General features: G+C 46.5%; 4 protein-coding genes. 2 read left to right on the top strand and 2 right to left on the bottom strand.

Features of this window, described 5'->3' with window-relative positions:
- Positions 1-222 precede the first annotated feature (222 nt).
- Positions 223-714, bottom strand: a complete 492-nt coding sequence (locus tag H8J70_RS12270) for a MogA/MoaB family molybdenum cofactor biosynthesis protein (RefSeq protein WP_186504576.1) — start codon at positions 712-714, stop codon at positions 223-225.
- Between the two features lie 83 nt (positions 715-797).
- Positions 798-1,415, bottom strand: a complete 618-nt coding sequence (locus H8J70_RS12265) for a hypothetical protein (RefSeq protein ID WP_186504575.1) — start codon at positions 1,413-1,415, stop codon at positions 798-800.
- 212 nt (positions 1,416-1,627) lie between these two features.
- Here H8J70_RS12265 and H8J70_RS12260 point away from each other — a divergent pair, with 212 nt between their 5' ends.
- Complete coding sequence (locus tag H8J70_RS12260) at positions 1,628-2,098, top strand: hypothetical protein (protein ID WP_186504574.1); 471 nt, start codon at positions 1,628-1,630, stop codon at positions 2,096-2,098.
- A gap of 39 nt (positions 2,099-2,137) precedes the next feature.
- On the top strand, positions 2,138-3,100 hold the full coding sequence (locus H8J70_RS12255; RefSeq protein ID WP_186504573.1) for a 3'-5' exonuclease family protein: 963 nt from the start codon (positions 2,138-2,140) through the stop codon (positions 3,098-3,100).
- Positions 3,101-3,347 lie beyond the last annotated feature (247 nt).

Raw genomic sequence — 3,347 nt, 5'->3', positions numbered from 1 at the left:
GTTCGATTAGAGATTTTCCTGGTTTCCATCGGACATAACCTCTATAAATATCACAATAAAAAACTACGCTTGCAGAAATCCGCATAAACTGTAAAAATACTGCTTTATGGGGAAAGGGGTTTTGCGCCCATTTTTCAAAGGTCATTCTCTAAAAAAGGAAAAAGAGCATGAAAAAAAGGAAGTGGACAAAATGCTTTCGCATTTTGTCACACTCCCTGCTCCTTATTTCTGCAATTCATCATGCAAATGAAATACTTCCGGAATAATAATCTTTTCCATACCGATTTTGATCAGGCGTGGCAAGCCCGGCAGGCAAAAGACCAGGCATTGCCGGCAAACACCGGCACTGGAACGATACGCCAGGGACTGGACACCGCAGTCGTTGCGATAGGCCAGGGCATCCATGAGACCGGCAAAGCCCGTAATTTTTTTATCAAATATCGGTTCAATAGCTTCCAGTGTCACATCCCGCTTGGCCAGGCCTGTACCACCGCTGGTAATGACGACATCAACGCTGCATACCCATTCATGCAAATGCCGTGTAATTTCTTCCCTGTCGTCACGGACGATCTGATAATCCACTACCTGATGACCGGCATGGGTCAAGGCCGATTGAATCATCAGGCCGTTCGTGTCATTTGAAAAAGTACGGCTGTTACTGATCGTCAGAATAGCCGCCCGTAAAGGATGTTCCTCGGTCATTTTTTTTGACAAAACAATACCCCCTTTTTGAGAAACACATTACATCGTATTAGATACTATACATAAAGCCGCAATTGCCTTATATGCTCTGCCTGTTATTCCGATTCATGTGTGCCTGCCCGGACAGCGTCTGCTAACGTTTTCCCTGCCAGCAGGGCACATAGAAACGGCGGCATGAAAGAAATGCCGTCTCTATCTGACGGATACGCCGAAAAAGACGGCCCAGCGATTTGTACCCGGCCAGCGCGGACAGCCAAACTAAGCCGGCAGTTCCCTTGCCGCGGCAAAGGGCGTTCTTCTTCCGACCAAGTCAAATGGGCATAGGCCTGCCATTCTTTATTTCTCGCCTGGCGCCGCTGATCGGCGACGACAAAGAGCCCGTTGTCTGCTGCTTGCCGTGCCGCTTCAGTAACGAACCGGCTGTAGGTTTCCGGGCCCATGGCTGCACTCGCTGAAATATAGAGAAAGAGAAAATCTTCCCAATAGACAGCGTCAGACAAAAAGTCCCTCTCCGGTAACGCCGGCCCTGTAGTAACAAAGGTATCATCCCAGCCGGCTTCCTGGCAGATAGCGTGTCCTGCAACACCGCTGTTAAGAGCGCTAACAGGCTGGCCGCACTGTGCAAAGGCACGTGTGAGCCGCTTATCTTCAGCACGCCAAAAAGGCTCGTCCTGCCAGTGCGAAAAAGGCAGTCCCATGTACAAGAGAGCCATACGATCACTTCCATTTCTTCTATAGTATAATATTCAACCTAAACAGATAAACTCCTGCTTTTTGCACAGCGAAATTTATTTTCTTATTGTACAAAATAAAGGCAGACGGTTCCATGCAAATAGACGAAAAGAACCCTTTATCTTAAAATGAATTCTGCTATAATATATTGTATCAGAATCATAAATTTGTGGTTTAAAGGAGAAGATTTATCATGTTAAAAAAACTAGGTTCAGCGCTGATGCTTTTCGTATTTTGCAGCTGCACATTGGTTTCTGCCATGTTTTTCGATGACAATCCCCGCTACATTCAGGTTGGTCACGATGCCCTGACGGAATCCTATATCGATATGACTTCAATCAGCCCGATCCGCTACGATCCGCCCTATTACGTCATCCGGGCTACAGTCCTGACGTTCGATTTTTCCACCAATACCGCTACGGGCTACGAAGATAACTTTTTCTACGACTTTAATTCCCAGGTGGTAAAAACACAAACCCTTTCGACGACGACCTACGACGACAAAGGCACTCCGCGGGCACAGGTAGTCAACCCTGATCCGGAAGTCGTGTCTTCCGAACGGTACTCCGTCAACGGTAACGCTGCTGACAAGGCCTTCTTCAATTGTTATAACATGACCTTCTACCACAGTTTTAATAAAGACAATGCCAATAAGAATAAATAATTTACACGCTTCCCATTCCCGCGAAAGGAACTGATACGTATGAATACCCTGTTGCATTATGGCGGTATGATCGTCACTGTGCTTTTTATTGCAGCCGTCCTTTACTCTATGATCATGGCAATCCGCCGCCGCAATCGCAAACAAAAGGCAAAGGAAGCCGTCATCAAGCGGCCCCACGTAAAAGTGGCGAATCTGCACCAATTCGATATTAAGCCATCTGATGGCTACTATAAATACCCTTTAGGTCCGGAACAATTTACACGCCGCCGGCCCCGCCGCTTTACAGCCGTTTCTATCGAACTCGCTGGTGAGCAGCCTTATTCCATTTATCTCATTGGCTTTGCCGAATTTGCTGACGGCGAATTACGGGACCAGCATTATTTCTATATTCAGCCGCCGGAAAAAGACATTTCCCACGTAACAAATCCCGATGTAACGTGGGATCTCTTAAGCAAAGCTGACGAATTTGGCGAATATTGGAATGCCGGTATGAAAGACTATTTTATCGACCACACGCTGATCTGTCATAACGCCACGTACGTCATAGGCTGTATTACGCATGCCTTAACAGTCTTCGGCATCGAAGTACCTCAATTCCGCTTCATCGATACCTTGGAAATTGCCAAAAAGCTCTATTCCTTCGAATCGAATAAACTGGAAACGATTTGTGATGAAATGGATATCGACCTGGATCAGTATAACTGCCTAAGCGAAGCCCGGGCTATTGGCCAGTTCTTTTACCTGGCCTGCCGTGAATATCCGATGTACGTGCCCCGTCTCCATTACACACAGGGAGGCCCTAGTGAAACAGAGCTCTCGGCTAGCCTGGTAGCCCTGGCAGAACGGGAAGAAAAGACGGCAGCCGAACTCTTCGAAGAACGTCCGGTCGACACGTCTTTATTGCAAAAGCTCGTCGCTAAAAATTATTTGGAACCCGGCGAAAAGGAAGGCACCTATTATGCTACCGATACGGGCCTCGATTTCGCGGAAAACCTGCCTTAACCGTTGTAGTATAAAAAAGGGGCTGTGAAATAACACAGACCCAAATAACAAAGGAGGTCCACCGACTCTTTCGAGTCAGCGGACCTCCTTTTGTGGTAAAATTTACATAACCAATGAAAAATTCAACCACTAATTATTCTAAACCAAAACAGGCAATTTTGCCACTATATATTTCAGATTTTCTGGATATTTGCGATCCGGTGTTGGTTTTCAACAGATTCATGGAGGGAATCAACTTGGAGAAGTA

This window comes from Megasphaera hominis (assembly GCF_014269395.1).
In the GTDB taxonomy this organism is placed as follows: Bacteria; Bacillota; Negativicutes; order Veillonellales; family Megasphaeraceae; genus Megasphaera; species Megasphaera hominis.
This window is presented reverse-complemented; position numbering and strand designations above follow the sequence as displayed.

Excerpts from the sequence above, each read along its gene's own strand:
- H8J70_RS12265 (WP_186504575.1), bottom strand. The coding sequence starts at position 1,415 with ATGGCTCTCTTGTACATGGGACTGCCTTTTTCGCACTGGCAGGACGAG.
- H8J70_RS12260 (WP_186504574.1), top strand. The coding sequence starts at position 1,628 with ATGTTAAAAAAACTAGGTTCAGCGCTGATGCTTTTCGTATTTTGCAGC.
- H8J70_RS12255 (WP_186504573.1), top strand. The coding sequence starts at position 2,138 with ATGAATACCCTGTTGCATTATGGCGGTATGATCGTCACTGTGCTTTTT.